The following is a 15,890-nucleotide window of genomic DNA, read 5'->3' as shown; positions in this document are numbered from 1 at the left end:
GTCCGAGGGAATCGACCAGATTAATGGCTTTTATAGCCGATAGTCCAGGGGAATCGACTAGCAAGCGCCTATCACTTTAGAAAAACAACAAGCTGAAAGTAGTACAAGCCTTGCTAAATCAACAAAAGCCTATAATCCCTTATATAATAAAAACTTAAGCATAACCTCGACCTGCTTTGCGGCCAGTGAGATTTTCTTACTGGCTATTTTATAAGCAACTTTAAGTTTTATATTGATTTAGCTCGTTCTATTTTTTTGATGGATTTGGGCCATACAGGTTGATCCGCATATTTATTTAGCTATGCGCCAATTGATACTGAGCGTTGGGGGAATACCGTTAGTCGATTTATCGTGATTATTTCTTAAACTTTTAATAGTATTAATATCGCGGTCATTGTTAGCATCCTTTTCTACCTCCAAGTAAAAGTAACTTTAGAGGATAAGGGGATAGCTAACAAGGCCTTTTTTGCCTGCAGAGTTATGTACAAATGTTCTGCAAACTTATGTACTTTTATTTTGCTATTAACAACTGTCTTTTCAAAAAATACTTTTTTTCTTACAAAAAATTATTTTCACCTCCATAAACTTTCATTTAATTGACACAATTAAATCCAACTAACCTCAATATTTATCATTTAATTACCAACAATTTATCACGACCTATTTTGTGTAATATTATATCACAATGTTATCGTCTCGCTAGTTAATATTGTTAAAAACGCTGTTTTTGCGTCATATTTTATGACATAGCAGGTGACCAAAAAGTTGTTTCTGAGATATTTACCCTCTATAATCTAACAAAATACAAAAAAATATTTCTATTTAATATTTAATAACGGAGGGAATAGTATGACAAATACGTGGACAAAAGAGAGTATCCTAGCAGATGCTGATGAAAAAAATGTACGTTTTATTCGATTAATGTTTACAGATATCCTTGGAACGATTAAGAATGTTGAGATTCCATTGTCTCAATTAAGCAAAGCTTTAGATAACAACATGATGTTTGACGGATCATCCATTGAAGGTTTTGTCAGAATCGAAGAAAGCGATATGTACTTGGTGCCTGATTTAGCCACTTGGCTCGTCTTCGATTGGGCGATTACAGAGAACGAAACTAGCCGAATCGCAAGGTTGATTTGCGATGTAGAAACTCCACAACGTGACATCTTCGCAGGAGATCCACGTAGTAACTTAAAACGTGTACTTGAAGAAATGACTGCGATGGGCTTCAAACAATTCTATTTAGGACCCGAAGCAGAATTTTTCTTATTCAAACTCGATGATCAAGAAAACCCAACGATGCAATTGAATGACCACGGTGGCTACTTTGACTTAGCACCGAATGACTTGGCTGAAAATTGCCGCCGAGATATTGTTCTCGAGTTAGAAGCATTAGGTTTCGAAATCGAAGCCAGTCATCATGAGGTGGCGCACGGCCAACACGAAATCGATTGGAAATATGCCGATGCGATCTCAGCTTGCGATAACATCCAAACTTTCAAATTAATCGTTAAAACAGTCGCCCGTCGACACCATTTACACGCAACCTTTATGCCCAAACCACTCTTTGGTATCAATGGTTCTGGTATGCATTTCAATCTTTCACTTTTCACCTCAGATGGCAATGCCTTTTACGACCCAACTTCAACATCTGGATTGTCAGATGTAGCCATGCACTTTATCGCCGGGCTTATGAAATATGCAACAGATTTTACTGCCGTTTGTAACCCAACTGTTAATTCTTACAAACGCTTGGTTCCAGGTTATGAAGCACCTGTCTATGTCGCGTGGAGCGAAAAGAATCGCTCGCCTTTGATTCGAATTCCTGCTGCTAGAGGAAATTCCACGCGGGTAGAATTGAGAAGTGTCGACCCATCTGCCAACCCTTATTTAGCACTGGCTGTTATCTTAAAAGCTGGTCTGCTTGGCATCAAAGAAAAATTAGCCACACCAGAACCTGTTGACCGTAACATTTATCGCATGACGGCCGAAGAACGCCAAGCTCATCATATCATCAGCCTACCCGGTTCTTTAAAAGAAGCGGTTGACAAGCTTGCTGCCTCACCAGATATGCTTGACGCATTAGGGCCACACATTGCGAGCAACTTTATCAAAGCTAAAAACCAAGAGTACAAAGACTTTGCCATGTATGTCTCACCTTGGGAAATTGAGAAATACTTCACCTGTTACTAATTCAAAATACAAAACATTAATGAGATTGATAATAATTAGTTGACGTCAATTAAATACAATGATATGCTATTAAAAATAAAAAGGAATTGTGCGAGGTGCGACTGACAAGAGTACAGATTATGTCTGGAAAGGGAAAGTCGCCGAAACGATGAATCGTTGGTTGCTAATCATAATAGGTTAGTAACTGTTCAACTTAACTGCCAGTTAAGTTTGATTGTGCAAACAATTACCCGGCAAAAGAATGTTACTCGCTCCATTCCGAGGACCACAGACTTTTGTTTGTGGTCCTATTTTTATTAAACTAATTAAGGAGTGAGACACAATGACAAATTTAATAAACAATCAAGGCATCCCCTTCACGAAAATGGAAGGCCTCGGTAATGACTATATTTACATTAACGATTTAGCAGAGAATTTATCGAATTTAGATGACTTAGCAGTTGAAATGAGCGAAAGACATTACGGCATCGGCAGTGACGGCATCATCGTCCTTCGTCCCTCTTCCATTGCGGACTTTAAGATGCGCATGTTCAACTTAGACGGAAGTGAAGGCAAGATGTGTGGTAACGGTATCCGCTGTTTGGCCAAATTTATTTACGACCAACACCTTTGGTCCGATAAACATCTGACTATTGAAACCCTCAGTGGCGTTAAGCAAGTAGAACTTATTTTCAATCAATCAGGACAAGTGACAGGCGCTCGCGTCAATATGGGCCAACCGATTCTCGAGAATTCGCTCATCCCAGTCCAAACAAAAGAAGCCAATTGGTTACAACACCCATTCACTTTAGAAAATACTACCTACCAAGTGACCGCCGTATCAATGGGCAATCCCCATTTGGTCATTTTTCATCCCGAAATTTCGCAACTCGACCTACAATCGCTCGGCCCTAAATTCGAACATCATGAATGTTTTCCTGAACAAATTAATACTGAATTCGCAGAAATAATTCGCTCAGATGAAATTAATATGCGCGTTTGGGAGAGAGGCAGTGGCGAAACGTTAGCTTGCGGCACTGGCGCTTGTGCAGTTGCCGTTGCTAGCATCCTTAACGGTTTCACCGACAATACTGTAACTGTCAATTTACTTAGTGGTTCCTTAATTATCACTTGGGACACTTCAACATCAGGCGATGTTTATATGGAAGGCCCTGCTCGCACTCGTTTTTCCGGCTCTTATTACCCAAACACCCACTAGGAGGAGTATCATGAAACCCAATACGAATTACCAGAAAATTCCCGCAAACTATTTATTCTCAACCATCAATCAGAAAGTTGAGCAATACAAGACACAGCATCCTAACTCAGATCTTATTTCATTAGGTATCGGAGATGTGACTCAGCCGATAGTTCCCGCGGTTATTGACGCACTCCATAAAGCAGTCGATGAACAGGCAAGTAGTGAAACGTTCCAAGGTTATGGTCCTGAGGGTGGTTATGACTTCTTACGCCAATCTGTCGCACAGCATGATTTCCAAGACCGAGGCCTTGCGATTGACGCTTCAGAAATTTTCATTTCCGATGGCGCAAAAAGTGATATAGCTAATTTGCAAGAGCTGTTTGAAGTGAACAATAAAATTGCAATCGGCGACCCTGTCTATCCTGATTATATCGACAGCAATGTCTTAGCTGGACGCTTAGGCGATTGGGATGAGCAAATCGGACAATGGAGTGACTTAACTTACTTAAGCAGTAACGAAGCCAATCAATTTATTCCTGAACTTCCTAAACAAGTTGTCGATGTCATTTACCTTTGTTATCCTAATAATCCTACCGGTATGACCTTGAGTAAACCTGAATTACAAACTTGGGTAGACTATGCTTTAGAAAACAATAGTTTAATCTTATTTGACGCAGCCTATGAAGCCTATATTCAAGAACCGAATATTCCACATTCAATCTACGAATGTGAAGGCGCGACAAAATGCGCAATTGAAGTCAGAAGTTTCTCGAAGAAAGCTGGTTTCACTGGTTTAAGGCTAGGGTATACGGTCGTCCCTCAAGAACTATCTTTCCAAGGACAATGTTTGAATAAGTTATGGTCACGTCGCCAAAGCACTAAATTCAACGGCGCGCCCTATATTATCCAGAGAGCAGGTTGGGCTTGTTACCAAGAACCTGGCAATACACAAATTAACGAACACATCGCTTATTACATGGAAAATGCTCGTATCATTCGTGCAGGCCTAGAAGCAGTTGGCGCAACCGTATTCGGTGGTATTAATGCCCCTTATATTTGGTTAAAAACACCAAACCATCTGACGTCTTGGGAATTTTTCGACGCCTTACTCGAAGCGACTCAAGTTGTTGGAACACCCGGTAGTGGTTTCGGTCCTAGTGGCGAAGGTTATTTCAGATTAACCGCCTTTAATTCACGCGAGCGGACCATCCAAGCAGTTGAACGCATTCAACGTTTTTTCACTCAAGCATAACAGGCGAACGAATCACTTCGCTAACCTAAGCCTTTGAACTTCAAAATCAAGAACGTCAGCGAGTCGCTAGAAGCGACCACCGCATTGGATAAATTCAACGGCGAGCGAAATACAACCTCCATTAACCCCATAAGCTTATACAAAAACTGAGTGGCTAAACTTCGGTATTATACCGAGGTTTAGCCACTCAATGTTTTATTCAGTAGTTATTTTTATTATTAATTTTGATATTATTCTTCGTCAGAAGCTTCTTCATCTGTTGATTCTTCAGTTGTGTTTGAATCATCTTCAGCTGCTTCAAGGCTTAATGGGTACTCGTCGTTTTCAGTCCAAGCTGGTAAGTCAGCACCGTTTGAAACTTCAGCTAATTTATCAGCTACTGTTTCTGATTGGTATAACGCTACGATGTGTGCGTATAATTCGTTGTCAACGTCTGCGCCACGTGTCGCAATCACGTTTTTGTAGTCAGCTGCTAAACTTTCAATGTCATCATAGAAGTTTATGAAACCCTTTTCAACAACCTTCAAAAGATACATAGTGTATTGATTTTACACATTATACTTAGCGTCCTTTGAGATTTGTAAGCTTTGATACAACTGTTTTAACTCTAAATTATCTGTATGCTGCCCTTTAGCTATCTGTTCAAAAACAGTAAAAGCTTCTGTGTCCCAGTGATGCCAAGATGTGACTAATCTGCCAAAATATTTATCTTCTGTCGATCGCTCTTTAGCAGCTTCTGCAGTCTCTTCAAATAATTGCTTAGCAACGTTATTCTTATACCAACAGGCAGGCATTACTCGATAGCCTTTTTCCATAAAGTAGCCTGGCGTTGGATAACCTTGAGTACGCTCATCATAATGCCAATCAAGAATGACAATGTCTTTAGGTAATTGCTCAACGGCGTGGTAAGTGCCGAACGTATCTCCTTCCCAATTATCATAGCCAAATCGTTCTGCATCAATTAATCGATCCCCCCACATCATCATATCTAAATCATGTATTTTTACAATGTGTTGATGCATGTCTTTGACAGCTTTAATAAATAGATCCGCACGATTTTTGCCTCGACATCTTGTGCATTCGTCACTCGCAATCTCGTATACTTCATCCATTCCAATATGAATGGTTTTGGCATCAAAGGCTTCAATGATTTCATCTAACATATCATAGACGATTGGATTCACATCAGGATGCAAAGGACACCAACTCCGGCAGAAAATCTCTGGCCATTCTGCTGTTAATGGTGTTTGTGGTGTTTCATCAAACTCCGGATAAGCTGTTAGTAAAGCACTGCGACTGCCTCCCCATCCTTGGTGACCTAAACATTGCATCAAAGGTACAATCTCCATTTGATGCTTACGAGCAAAATTAGTTAACTCCCTGGCATCTTCTTCTGTTAAAGCATGGCTTCCGGTCTTCAATTCGGGATGTTTGGTAAAAACAAAGGATTTGTCTAATTCTAAAATTAAATGAGATACGGCCTGAGTTGCTAGAACTTGACTGATTAATTGCTTGAGTTCAGGTATCAAACGACGATCTCCAAAGCGTAAATGAAAAGCAATGACTTGTGTTTGTGACATTAGAAAACTCCTCTCAAATTAAATGATTTATTCTGTCTATTAATAGAACCTGACTTTAAATTAACACCAACAGAGAGCGCATACAATAGGTTTAATTTAGCAGTCTATGTTAAATTTGATTGAAGGCATAATGTTAGTAATCGCTTTCTTTTTATGTTATATTGAAAAAAACTTTGAAAGAGGTGACATGGATGCCAACTGAAAATCCAGAAAGACCCGTTTCAGGTGTTGAAGGCTTGGCTAATTTAGCAGGAGCGCGAGCGGTTGCGAGAACTCACAAGGAAAATAGTGATAACACACTCTTACCTGAAACAGATGTAAACCGTAGCGAGGAAGAAAAGAACGCAGATGTCGTACCAGAAGATTTTGAATCATTCAATTTAGATGCAGTAGATAATTTAAAAGAGTCTAACCGCGAAGAGTCGCCTGAATGACACTAGACACCTTTATTAACATGACATAGATTTTTTTAAAAGCAGGCCGGGCTGATGCTCGTTCTGCTTTTTGTTTGGTTTGATTATATATATTATTATTGTATTTTAATCTTCTCTTAATTTTATAGGTGTGTTACGATAGCTATAATTATTTGGCTGGAGGGTTATAATGGAGAAATTTAAACTTATTATTGCGATGTTAATTGTAGGATCTATCGGCATTTTCGTTCATTATATGCCAATCTCTTCTGCTCTAATTGCAGCAGCAAGAGCTGTCATTGGAACTTTGTTCTTATTATTCGTTATATTGATTCAAAGAAAAACGATTAACTGGCCTAAAGTTCGAGAAAACGGCCGATACTTGGTAATTTCAGGGGCTGCTATCGGTTTTAACTGGATTTTCCTATTTGAAGCCTATCAATACACTAGTGTTGCGATCGCTACTTTATGTTATTATATGGCACCCGCTTTTGTAGTCATATTAGCACCTTTGGTATTGAAAGAGAAAATTACGCGTTTTAACTTAATCTGTACAGGCTTTGCAATGTTTGGGGCAGTTTTAATTTCTGGTGTCTTATCTGGAGGAGAAAGTAATCTTCTTGGAGTAGGTTATGGACTAGCTGCCGCTGTTTTATATGCGAGTATTATCATTCTTAACAAGAAAACAAAAGGTTTATCAGGACTTGAGTTAACATTCTTCCAACTACTCGTTGCTGCTTGCGTAATGGTGCCGTATATTTTACTTACGGAAGATATTAGTGCTGTCAATTGGACACCACAAATCATCGGTTTACTGTTATTTGTTGGAACGATTCACACTGGCTTAGTTTATCAATTATTCTTTTCTGCTATGAATAAACTGCCTACTCAAACGTCGTCAATCTTAAGTTACATTGACCCGATCACAGCGATTTTCCTGTCTGCAATCATCCTAAAACAAGGTCTAACACTCGTTCAGGTCTTAGGAACGATTTTAATACTAGGTTCAGCCTTGAGTAATGAACTCTTTGCTAATCGGCTAAGTAAACGTCGAAACACAAGGCCTAAATCAGAAGTCTTTAGCTAAACAAAAAAAAGTTGAAGCTGACCTAGGTCAACTTCAACTTTTTACTTTTATGCCGGCTAAAGGACTTGAACCCTCGACCCTCTGATTACAAATCAGATGCTCTACCAACTGAGCTAAGCCGGCATTATTGCTTTTTCAAACTAAAATATATGATACATTAGTTAGTAAGAAAAAGCAATATCAATTTATTATTAAAATACCTCAAAGACTTCTTTTTCTTGATTATAAATCGAAATCTCTCCGGTCCCAATATTGTAATGCCAACCATTTAATGTGAGTTGACCATCGGCCACGCGTTCACGAATATTATCGAAGGTTAACAAGTTAGATAATTGTTGAATAACATTCACTTTCTCTAAATGAGTCGCTTGTTCTTCAAAACTTTCTCCGGCCATCTCATCCGCTATTTGATCTCTTAATGCATTAATCTGAGAAATCCAAATATCCGTATAAGGAAGTTTATCAATATTACTTGGAGGATTAATACTGGCCGCACAACCGCCGCAATTTGAATGCCCACAAACAATGATGTTTTTTACATTTAGTACTTCTACTGCATACTCAACCGAAGAAGTTGTTGAAGCATATTTCACACTTTGTCCCGCTGGGGGAACAATATTTGCAATATTGCGAATGTGGAAAACCTCGCCTGGATAAGCTTGTAATAAGCGTTCCGGACTTACCCTTGAATCAGAACATCCAATAAATAAAGTGTGGGGCGTTTGTGTCTGACTTAATGTTTCATAAAGCTTTTGATTACGTACATAATCCTTCGCTTTAAATTGCTTCAGTGCTTCGTAAATATCGCGCATTTGAACGCCTCCTGGCATATTGTGTAAAAATTAAAAACGTTTGTTAGCTGCAATTCACTCAACAAACGTCTTTATTTTTTATTAAGTTATAAAAGGAAGTACTTTTATCTTATCAAATAAATTTAATTCAATAAAATAATGTTACACCTCAAAATTATGAATATCAAGCCAGAGCGATTACTTAAAACAATTTTTAATGTTTAGTCTTGATGCTTCTCGATAAAAGCATGACGTCCTGATCCGCGTGAATAACGTTCATAATGAATGGGATCTTTTTTATAAAAGTCTTGATGATAGTCTTCTGCATCATAGAATTCTGTTGCTGCTGTAATCGGCACAACAACCGGACGGTCAAAACGACCACTTTGATCAAGGGCTGTTTTAGATGCTTCTGCTACTTCTTTTTGCTCAAGACTTGTGTAAAAGATTTCTGGACGATACGATGAGCCACGATCAACGAATTGACCCTCTGCATCAGTAGGATCCATAATTTGCCAGTATATATCTAAAATCTCTTCATATGAAATGATTGATGGATCGTAGGTTATTTTGACTGCTTCAGTATGTCCTGTCCTTCCCGTACATACATCCTTATAGGTTGGATTCGGTAGATGTCCACCTGTATAGCCTGAAATGACAGATTCTACGCCATCCCATTGATCAAATGGTTTGACCATACACCAGAAACAGCCTCCAGCTAAAATCGCAATTTCTTTCTTACACATTGTATAACATCCTTTCTGTCTATCGTTTACTCATCCTAACAGATTTAATTAAAAATGTCCGTGAAGAAGCGTCGGGTACTGTCCCAACCATTGCCTACTGATTCAGTAATAATCTGCCAAGTTTGTGAATACCAAGGAGCTACTTCAATTGTTTCAGCAATTTCAACCGGTACGCCGCCGGTATCGTAAGCGGCACTTGTTCTTAAATAACGAATTGCTTGGTCTGTAATATTAATAGAAACGTAGCCAATGACAGTTCCAGCTTCAAGCGGTGCAGTCAATTCGCCTATTTGATTAATCTGATCATTAGGAATAAATTCGTATTCCAATCGAGGGGCTGTATCAATTACTGGCACCACTAAATTTAAATTCTCGCCGTAGCGCATCGGAGCGGGACTGATTTTACCATTCGACACTTTTATTTGCGAAACTTGTGTTGCTTCATCGCCTTGCTTAATAATTTCCTCTGTCATATAAGCTGAAAAAACATAATCAAATAGTTTTTTCGTTTCATGATAACGCGATTCTGTGCCTTGTGCCCCTAATACAATACTAATAATACGCATGTCATTACGAATAATCGTGGAAACAAAACTTCCACCGTCTTTAGCTGAATAACCTGTCAATAAGCCATCAACGCCTTCAAATTCAAACGTTCTACCTGGTAACATCAAGTTGTAATTTGTCATTTCAAATTCATCTGAGGTGCCATATTTAAATAGTTTTCGATTAATTTGGGTATGTTTTAAAATTTCAGGATGATCTTTGAGAAGATGGTAGGAGATAATCGCAACTGCCTCAGCTGATAGCATGTTTTGGGGACCTCTATCAATGGTCTCAGCATCGGTTGGATCATAAGCTCCATTCAAACCTGTCGCATTAATAATTGAGGCATTCATTATTCCCCAATTCTCCAAGTAAGTATTCATCTGTTTAACAAAGTCAGATTCAGATCCTGACACCAACTCTGCCAATGCAATTGTTGATCCGTTAGATAGGGAAATCATAACAGATTCAATTAGCTCTTCGACCGTGTATAACTCATCTTGTCTTAAAGGGACGTTAGAAACATCGTAGTCCTGACTAACAGCATAAGCATAGTCAGAGATAGGCACTTGGTAATCTAAGTCGATTTCACCCTTTTCAACCGCTTGCAAAACGATGTAAATCGTCAATAATTTACTGATAGAGGCCACTTCAACGGCTTCTTCTGAATTTTGTTCAAATAAAATTTGACCATTGGTTGCGTCAATCACCATCGCGGATTGAGCGCTCGTTTCTGGAATCGCTTGGTTTATGGCTGCCAGACTTGTTTTTGGACTGACAAAGACGGTTTGCAAAATCAAGACGATAAGCAAACCGCTAAAAAATTGTTTCAATTGTTTATTTATTTTCATTCGCGTCACCTAAATTATATGTTTGCAGCATTTCAATTCGGAAAACTAATTCATCTGCATCTATTAAAGCATACACTTGACCGCCGTGTAATTCAACAATATTCTTTACGATTGATAAACCTAAACCACTACCTGGTTCATCCGAGTGGCGCGATTGATCCGTTCGATAGGTTCGATTAAAAATTTGCTTCAAATCCTTTTCAGGAATGAGTGCTCCATTGTTTCTCACTTCGTACACAATTGTCTTCGGACTCTGCGGATGATTTTTTAAATAAAAAGCATTTATTTTAATCACTGTTGCCCCATAACCATACTTTAATGCATTTACCATCAAGTTATTAAAAACTCGGGCCATCTTCTCAACATCAAAATCACCTGTTAAGGTTTCTGGCTGCACACTGACTTCAATCGCCACACCTTTTTCTTCAGCAGATAATTCAAAATCGGCTGCCAACTGCTCCATAAATAACTTTAATTGGATTTTACTTGGTTGAAGAACGTAGGTTGTTTGTCTAGAAGACGCATAATCAAATAACTCAGCCACCAAGGTTTGCATATGTAAGGCTTTAGTATACGCCGTATGCGTATAGTCTAAAATTTCTTCGACACTATGATACTGTTTATTCTCAATTAAACCTAAGTAACCAATGATGGACGTCAATGGCGTACGAATATCGTGACCAACGTTCGTAATCAACTCATCTTTCGTCTTCTCAATCCGTCTTTCTTCTTCCATCGCTTCAACTGTACTGTCGACAAGTTTATTAATACTCGTCACTACCGAACTCAAATTACCTAAGTTTGTATCTGGAATACGGTAATCATAATGACCATCTGTAATATATTCGAGTTGCTTAAATACATGTCCGAGATGAACAATTCGCAAACGACGCTTAATGCGCCACCATACTAATAAAGCCGAAATGACGATCAACAAGACGCTGAATAGGTAAAACATATTTAACAATCGATTTTCCGTCAACATAAATTGAACACGTAATGTTTTTAGCTCCAAGAAATCGAGTTCCCAATCGATAATAGCTGAGAATAGCAAAATAACACTCAAATAGAAAAAGAATACTATCCAGAGTGTTACGATTGCTTCTAGTACTAATTCGAATTTTTCACTACGCGATAATCTAGTCTCAGGGATTGCTGGACTTTGACTCGCTTTAGCCTTCAATTTTGTAACCTACGCCCCAAACGGTTTGAATGACTTTTTCGCCACCCGTTGCCGATTCGATTTTATCGCGTAAGTGACTCACATGAACCATTACAGTTTTTGCACTTACAATACTTTCCTGATTCCAAACAGCTTCAAAAATCTCTTCCGCACTAAACACACGATTCGGATGACTCGCTAATAAATAGAGAATCCCAAACTCTAAGGCTGTTAATTGAATCGCCTTACCCGTGATTGTTTTGACCTCATGAGACTCTTTCTTAATAATCAGCGGACCAGCTTCCACTGTATCAGGCTCTTCAGTTTCAGTATATTTATGCTGACGACGCAGTAAAGATTTTACACGCGCAATCACTTCTAAAGGATTAAAGGGTTTCGTTACATAATCATCGGCACCAGAAATTAAGCCTTGAATTTTGTCATTATCAGAAGATTTAGCACTCAGAATAATGACTGGGATACTATGATTGGCTTCACGAAGCTTCTCAACTACCTCAATTCCATTAATCTTAGGCATCATCACATCAAGAATCACTAATTCAATTTCTTCATCGTTCTTAATATAATTTAACGCTTGCTGGCCATTATAAGCTTTCACTACATCATAGCCTTCATTTTTTAAATAAATATTAAGTAATTCAACAATTTCGCGATCGTCATCTACAATTAAAACTCGCATTATACTCAACTCCTTCTCTATCAATCTTTCATGTAAATACTCTCTCTTTTATTATACCCTATTTTAGCACGATTAACATTTTAACGCTTTCTTTATCAAAGATTACATCAAAGTTTCACACTTTCATCACATGTTAAACATTATGCTGTTTTACTACAAATATTCGTCAAATCGGAATAATTTCACATCAGGCCAAATATGACTTATAATTGCTATGCACACAAAGAAAGGGGTTTCACTATGACTAAAAAATCAATTCCTGCGATTATTCATTTAATCGCACACTTGGTTATTTTCACTTGGCAGTTTTTCCAACAAAGTCAAGTAACTGGAAGCGCACTAGCTTTCGAAACTCAAATTTACTTATGGGGCGCTTTTTTTATACGAACCCTGTTAATGACCTTTGCGGTTCAAATCGCTATTTTTACCGTCTTATATCTCTTTGGACGTTTGCGAACAAGACATCCTGCCGAACGAAAAGAGGACCGTGACCAACTGCTTGTATTGCGTTCCTTAAGAAACTGCTCGATCACCTTTGCGTCGGGCTTCTTTTTAGCTATGCTTTTATTGATGTTGAATTTTTCAATCGGGAGCATATTCCAAGTATTAGCCTTTAGTTATGCTTTAGCTGGCATCTTCTTCTATGCTTCGCAAATTTTTTATCATGAAAATAACGCTTAGAGAAACTCAATTAAACACCTAAGCAAAAACAACATGTCTTCGATGAATTGATCGAAAACATGCTGTTTATTTAGTGACTATTATTATCTTGAATAGTTAGGCGCTTCTTTGGTTATGTTTACATCATGCGGATGTGACTCAATCAAGCCAGCACCACTCATACGGATAAATTGTGCTTCATCGCGTAATGCTTTCAAGTCAGCTGAACCTGTATAACCCATACCTGAACGAATACCACCAACCATTTGGAAAATAATATCTGTGACGCTTCCTTTGTATGGAACGCGCCCTTCAATACCTTCTGGTACCATTTTCTTCGCTTCGTTTTTAGATTGAAAGTAGCGATCGCTAGAGCCAGCTTCCATCGCTGCTAAACTTCCCATCCCGCGATAAGATTTAAAACGACGGCCTTGATAAATTTCAAAATCACCAGGAGACTCGTCTGTTCCTGCTAACATACTCCCTAGCATAGCGGCGTGCCCCCCTGCTGCTAAAGCCTTCACGATATCACCAGAATACTTAATCCCACCATCCGCAATAATCGTCTTGCCATATTCCTTGGCTGCTGATGCACATTCATAAATTGCAGTTAATTGTGGCACACCAACACCTGCAACTACACGGGTTGTACAGATTGATCCAGGACCAATCCCCACTTTTACCACATCAACACCCACTTCAAATAATTCACGTGTCGCTTGCGCTGTGGCAACGTTCCCTGCGATAATCGTTACATCTGGATAAGTTTCGCGAATTTCTTTGATTTTACGAATCACACCTGCACTATGACCGTGAGCAGTATCCACAACAATCGCATCTACTTGCTCTTGAATTAAAGCCTCCGCACGTTCGAAAGTATCGGATGTTACACCAATCGCTGCAGCAACCAATAAACGACCGTGTTCATCTTTAGCTGAATGAGGGAATTGAATGACCTTTTCAATATCTTTAATCGTAATTAAACCTGATAATCTACCCTCTGTGTCAACAATTGGCAATTTCTCGATTCGATGACGGTGTAAAACTTCTTTCGCTTCTTCTAAAGAGGTTCCAATTGGTGCAGTTACTAAGTTATCTTGAGTCATCACTTCTCCAATTGGCGAAGTAAAGTTTGTGACAAATCGCATATCACGGTTAGTAATAATACCTACTAATAATTTATCTTCAAAACTTTTCACGATTGGCACTCCACTAATACGATAGCGTGACATCAATTCTTCTGCATCATGAACCGTGTGATTAGGCGTTAAATAGAAAGGATCAAGAATAACACCATTTTCTGAACGTTTTACTTTTTTTACTTCATGCGCTTGTTGTTCAATTGACATGTTTTTGTGAATAACACCTAAACCACCTTGTCTAGCCATCGCAATCGCCATATCAGCATCAGTGACCGTATCCATACTTGCACTAATAATTGGAATATTTAACCTTAAGTTGGGAGATAGTTCTACTGAAAGATCTACATCATTTGGCAACACTTCACTTTTCGCTGGCACTAATAATACATCATCAAATGTGTAACCTTCTCGAACAAACTTTGTTTCCCATGCAGTCATTTGCACGCCTCCTAATTTTTTTTGAATATATTTTTACTAAGTTATCATTTTACCGACCGACATGCAAGTAAAATATGAACATTATAAATCCCTCATCAAACTCTTGGCTTTAGCAATCATCGACACAACGATGTTCGTCACACAAATTAATTTTAGGTAAAATAAAAACACGAACATTCAGACAGATATCCTTCGTCAATCATCTTTAAATTTCAGATTGAGAGAATTCTGATAAAGGGCATAAGATTACAGACAATTGCCTCACTAGAATGTTCGTGTTATAAAATAATATTTACTTAAACTTAAAATACGCCACCGACAATGTTATAACGTTTCTTCAAGTAGAAACGTAAGCCAAATGTCGCCGCTCCGATAACCATATAAACCATTGGAGGGAAAATAGGGTTAATAACTGATGGTATAAAGGCTGCGGATAGGGTCACTACTGCCACCCAAACAATCATCCATAGTGAGGATACTCCGAAATATTTGAAGTAACCTTTTTTACCTTTTGGTGCTTCCATATTAGGCATTACTTTTGACGTTTGAAGCATCGCCCAACCGGCCACTAAGTAATTCAAGATTAAAGTGATTAGTCCCATAGATAAGACCGCTTCAGGTTGCTCAGCATTTGCATTCATCATAGACAGTCCCACGATAAAAGTGAAAACTGATCCTAAGATTAAGCCACCATCCAAAGCAATTTGCCAATCAGGTGAACGAGTCACTTCTGTTTGATCTTGAAAATTCTGATTTAAAATTGACGTTGCACATTCAGTCGGCGTGCCGTAAATTTGACGAGCCGTTTGTCCTACTTGTTGGCCTTCAATTAAAGTTTCTAACATTTCTGTGTAAATGGGCATTTTAACCGCTTCAGTCAAGCCGCCATCCGTTAGTTTCTTATCAATGGATACTAAGAATTGTTGACTTCTTTTCGTCAATTGATTAAATTCATCCCACTCTAATCCAGGTAAAGGATTAACAGCGACTGGGGCAACTGGACTGACTTGAGTCGTTTCTACAACGTTAGCATTAGTCTCAACTTTCGTCCCAGTACTTGCTTTAATCGCATCTTTAGCTGCTTGAATTTTATCTGCTTCGTTTGGATCTACAATGGGGGTATTTTTTTCAGTTTCTTTACTCATA

Annotated in this window: 15 protein-coding genes, 1 tRNA gene and 1 riboswitch; of the genes, 6 read left to right on the top strand and 10 right to left on the bottom strand. The window is 38.5% G+C overall.

Annotation, left to right across the window (positions count from 1 at the left end; genetic code table 11):
* Positions 1-849: 849 nt before the first annotated feature.
* From glnA to ACTQ45_RS04650, 3 genes are all read left to right on the top strand, one after another.
* Entirely contained in the window at positions 850-2,196 is a 1,347-nt protein-coding gene (glnA, locus tag ACTQ45_RS04660) for a type I glutamate--ammonia ligase (protein WP_441751629.1), read from the top strand.
* A gap of 82 nt (positions 2,197-2,278) precedes the next feature.
* Positions 2,279-2,424: riboswitch (Lysine riboswitch) on the top strand.
* A gap of 94 nt (positions 2,425-2,518) precedes the next feature.
* Positions 2,519-3,394 (top strand): diaminopimelate epimerase, encoded by an 876-nt coding sequence (gene dapF / locus ACTQ45_RS04655; RefSeq protein ID WP_441763058.1) that lies wholly within the window; start codon positions 2,519-2,521, stop codon positions 3,392-3,394.
* A 10-nt stretch (positions 3,395-3,404) separates the two neighbouring features.
* The gene (locus tag ACTQ45_RS04650) at positions 3,405-4,628 is read left to right on the top strand and encodes an LL-diaminopimelate aminotransferase (protein WP_441763057.1); all 1,224 of its coding nucleotides are present in this window, start codon (positions 3,405-3,407) and stop codon (positions 4,626-4,628) included.
* Positions 4,629-4,858: 230 nt separating this feature from the next.
* On the opposite strand, the gene ACTQ45_RS04645 is transcribed toward ACTQ45_RS04650, so the two are convergent.
* Positions 4,859-5,164, bottom strand: coding sequence for a MetQ/NlpA family ABC transporter substrate-binding protein (locus ACTQ45_RS04645; protein WP_441751635.1), 306 nt, complete (start codon positions 5,162-5,164; stop codon positions 4,859-4,861).
* Between the two features lie 12 nt (positions 5,165-5,176).
* Positions 5,177-6,208 carry a family 20 glycosylhydrolase gene (locus ACTQ45_RS04640; RefSeq protein ID WP_441763056.1) on the bottom strand — a complete coding sequence of 344 codons (1,032 nt, stop codon included), beginning with the start codon at positions 6,206-6,208 and terminating at the stop codon, positions 5,177-5,179.
* Positions 6,209-6,399: 191 nt separating this feature from the next.
* On the opposite strand from ACTQ45_RS04640, the gene ACTQ45_RS04635 reads away from it, so the two are divergent.
* Both ACTQ45_RS04635 and ACTQ45_RS04630 read left to right on the top strand, forming a co-directional pair.
* Positions 6,400-6,642, top strand: a complete 243-nt coding sequence (locus ACTQ45_RS04635) for a hypothetical protein (RefSeq protein WP_441751639.1) — start codon at positions 6,400-6,402, stop codon at positions 6,640-6,642.
* Positions 6,643-6,811: 169 nt separating this feature from the next.
* Positions 6,812-7,708, top strand: a complete 897-nt coding sequence (locus ACTQ45_RS04630) for a DMT family transporter (protein ID WP_441751641.1) — start codon at positions 6,812-6,814, stop codon at positions 7,706-7,708.
* Between the two features lie 50 nt (positions 7,709-7,758).
* On the opposite strand, the gene ACTQ45_RS04625 is transcribed toward ACTQ45_RS04630, so the two are convergent.
* The 6 genes from ACTQ45_RS04625 to ACTQ45_RS04600 all read right to left on the bottom strand — a co-directional run bounded on the left by ACTQ45_RS04625 (position 7,759) and on the right by ACTQ45_RS04600 (position 12,504).
* Positions 7,759-7,831: transfer RNA gene (locus ACTQ45_RS04625), tRNA-Thr, on the bottom strand.
* A gap of 68 nt (positions 7,832-7,899) precedes the next feature.
* Positions 7,900-8,520, bottom strand: a complete 621-nt coding sequence (locus tag ACTQ45_RS04620) for a carbonic anhydrase (RefSeq protein ID WP_441751643.1) — start codon at positions 8,518-8,520, stop codon at positions 7,900-7,902.
* A 200-nt stretch (positions 8,521-8,720) separates the two neighbouring features.
* Positions 8,721-9,245, bottom strand: coding sequence for a peptide-methionine (S)-S-oxide reductase MsrA (msrA, locus tag ACTQ45_RS04615; RefSeq protein ID WP_441763055.1), 525 nt, complete (start codon positions 9,243-9,245; stop codon positions 8,721-8,723).
* 44 nt (positions 9,246-9,289) lie between these two features.
* Positions 9,290-10,642, bottom strand: a complete 1,353-nt coding sequence (locus tag ACTQ45_RS04610; protein WP_441763054.1) for a serine hydrolase — start codon at positions 10,640-10,642, stop codon at positions 9,290-9,292.
* Entirely contained in the window at positions 10,629-11,825 is a 1,197-nt protein-coding gene (locus ACTQ45_RS04605; RefSeq protein WP_441751649.1) for a sensor histidine kinase, read from the bottom strand. Before ACTQ45_RS04605 ends, ACTQ45_RS04610 begins: the two co-directional genes overlap by 14 nt.
* Positions 11,815-12,504, bottom strand: a complete 690-nt coding sequence (locus ACTQ45_RS04600; RefSeq protein WP_441751651.1) for a response regulator transcription factor — start codon at positions 12,502-12,504, stop codon at positions 11,815-11,817. The genes ACTQ45_RS04605 and ACTQ45_RS04600 overlap by 11 nt, the downstream gene beginning before the upstream one ends.
* Before the next feature lie 240 nt (positions 12,505-12,744).
* Here ACTQ45_RS04600 and ACTQ45_RS04595 point away from each other — a divergent pair, with 240 nt between their 5' ends.
* Positions 12,745-13,185: a hypothetical protein gene (locus ACTQ45_RS04595; protein WP_441751653.1), complete on the top strand. Its 441-nt coding sequence runs from the start codon at positions 12,745-12,747 to the stop codon at positions 13,183-13,185.
* 83 nt (positions 13,186-13,268) lie between these two features.
* Here ACTQ45_RS04595 and guaB read toward each other — a convergent pair whose 3' ends face one another.
* Positions 13,269-14,744 carry an IMP dehydrogenase gene (guaB, locus tag ACTQ45_RS04590; RefSeq protein ID WP_441763053.1) on the bottom strand — a complete coding sequence of 492 codons (1,476 nt, stop codon included), beginning with the start codon at positions 14,742-14,744 and terminating at the stop codon, positions 13,269-13,271.
* Positions 14,745-15,046: 302 nt separating this feature from the next.
* A complete protein-coding gene (locus tag ACTQ45_RS04585) occupies positions 15,047-15,889 on the bottom strand; it encodes a DUF1129 domain-containing protein (RefSeq protein ID WP_441763052.1) in 843 nt (280 codons plus the stop codon).
* Position 15,890 lies beyond the last annotated feature (1 nt).

This window comes from Fundicoccus sp. Sow4_D5 (assembly GCF_052116365.1).
GTDB lineage: Bacteria > Bacillota > Bacilli > Lactobacillales > Aerococcaceae > Fundicoccus.
The sequence above is the reverse complement of the archived record's forward strand: the minus strand, read 5'-3'. Positions and strand labels throughout refer to the sequence as shown.